The sequence below is a fragment of the Candidatus Aminicenantes bacterium genome (genome assembly GCA_026393795.1).
In the GTDB taxonomy this organism is placed as follows: Bacteria; Acidobacteriota; Aminicenantia; order UBA2199; family UBA2199; genus UBA2199.
Map to the genome: position 1 here is coordinate 1 of JAPKZL010000192.1, position 1,947 is coordinate 1,947.

The window sequence follows — 1,947 nt, forward strand, 5'->3', positions numbered from 1 at the left end:
CGCCACCGAGCCCACGTTCGTCGGCAGGCTCGCCGGCGTGGGCAAGCTGAGCAAGGAGCTGGCCATCGCCCTCTGCGCCGTGGGGCCGACTCTGCGCGCCTCGGGAGTTCCCATGGACGTGCGCAAGGACGACCCCTACGCCGTCTACGACGAGATCCCCTTCGAGGTCTGCACCGCCGACAGCTGCGACGTGCTGGGCCGGGCCGTGGTGCGGGTGAAAGAGTTGATGCAGTCGTACGCCATCATCGAGTTCCTCCTCAAGAACCTGCCCGCCGGCCCGATCAAGGTCAAGGCGCCGCGCAAGGTGAAGGAGAACGAGGTCTTCTCGCGCTACGAGGCGCCGCGCGGCGAGAACGTCCATTACATCAAGAGCAACGGCTCGGACAAGCCGGAGCGCCTGAAAGTGCGCGCCCCGACGCTGGCCAACTATCCGGCCACCATCGCCATGCTCAAGGACGGCTTCATCGCCGACATCCCGCTGATCTTCGCTGCCATCGACCCCTGCATCTGCTGCGCCGAGCGCCTGGTGCAGCTGGACGACGCCCGCAACGGCGAAAGCCAGGTCCTCACTTTCAGCCAGCTGCGGCAGATGGCGGATCAGCGCTATAAAAACGTCAATTTTAAGAAAAAGGAAGCATTATGGCCATTCTAAAGCCAATTCTCTACATTCTGGTCTACCCGGGGCTGCTTTTCCTGCTGCTCTACTCCACCTTCTGCGAGTGGTTCGACCGCAAGCTCTATGCGCGCATGCAAAACCGCATCGGACCGCTGCACACGGGGCGGTCGGGCATCCTGCAGCCGGTCGCCGACATCATCAAGCTGTGCGCCAAGGAGGACATCGTGCCGGAAAAGGCCGACAAGCGCATGTTCGCGGCGCTGCCGGTATTCGCCCTGGCCATCGTCTGCACCGCCGCCCTGTACCTGCCGGTCTGGCATTACGGCACGGCCAGCTCGTTCAACTCCTTCCAGGGCGACCTGATCGTCGTCGCCTACCTGCTGACCCTGCCGACGCTGATCTTCTTCCTGGCCGGCTGGCATTCGAGCAACTTTTTCTCGACCATCGGCGGCGTGCGCGTGCTGACCATGCTTTTCGGCTACGAAATCCCGCTGCTGCTCGCCCTGCTGTCGCCGGCCGTGCTCGCCGGCTCATGGCGCATCCTGGAGATCGCCGCCTTCTTCCAGAAGCAGCCGCTGCTGTTGCTGGTCAATCTGATCGGCTTTTTCATCGCCCTGGTGGCGCTGCAAGCCAAGCTGGAACGGGTGCCGTTCGACATCCCCCACGCCGAGACCGAGATCGTCGGCGGCCAGTTCACCGAGTACTCGGGCAAGAAGCTGGCTTTCTTCCGGCTGCTGGGCGACATTGAAATGGTCGTCGGCAGCGGCCTGATCGCCGCCGTGTTTTTGGGCGGCTTCCCCGGCGGACTGCTGCCGGGCCTGGCCTGGTTCATTGTCAAGACCCTTTTCGTCATTTTTTTGCTGTCCGCCATGCGCGCCGCCACCTCGCGCATCCGCATCGACCAGATGATCAACTTTTCCTGGCGCTGGCTGGCTCCGCTGGCCGTGCTGCAGCTTTTCATCGTCATCATCATCAAGGGGAAGTTATCATGAGCATCAAAATAGCCCCGTTCCTGCCGCAGCTGCTGCGCAGTCTTTTCAAAAAACCGGTCACGGTCAAGTACCCTTTTGAAAAGGACCCGGTGCCCAAGGATTTCCGCGGCAATGTGGTCTGCACCGCCGCCAAATGCATCGGCTGCATGATCTGCGTCAGCGATTGCCCGGCCGAGGCCATCGACATCATCCGCATCTCCGAAACCGAGAAGAAATTCAAGATGATCCTGCACAACGACCGCTGCATCCATTGCGCCCAGTGCGTCGACTGCTGCCCGACCAAGGCCTATCACATGAACGGCGAGTTCGAACTCGCCGTGTTGGACCGCCATCAGCTGA

3 protein-coding genes are annotated in these 1,947 nt (G+C 62.0%); all 3 read left to right on the top strand.

Going from position 1 to position 1,947, the window contains the following annotated elements; all coding sequences use genetic code 11:
* Positions 1-652: NADH dehydrogenase subunit (locus NTW95_09035; GenBank protein ID MCX6557555.1), on the top strand; the 652-nt coding region annotated here is incomplete at its 5' end.
* Positions 640-1,608: an NADH-quinone oxidoreductase subunit H gene (locus NTW95_09040; protein MCX6557556.1), complete on the top strand. Its 969-nt coding sequence runs from the start codon at positions 640-642 to the stop codon at positions 1,606-1,608. The genes NTW95_09035 and NTW95_09040, both read left to right, overlap by 13 nt.
* A partial coding sequence (locus tag NTW95_09045) for a 4Fe-4S dicluster domain-containing protein (GenBank protein MCX6557557.1) occupies positions 1,605-1,947 on the top strand: 343 nt, incomplete at its 3' end. The genes NTW95_09040 and NTW95_09045, both read left to right, overlap by 4 nt.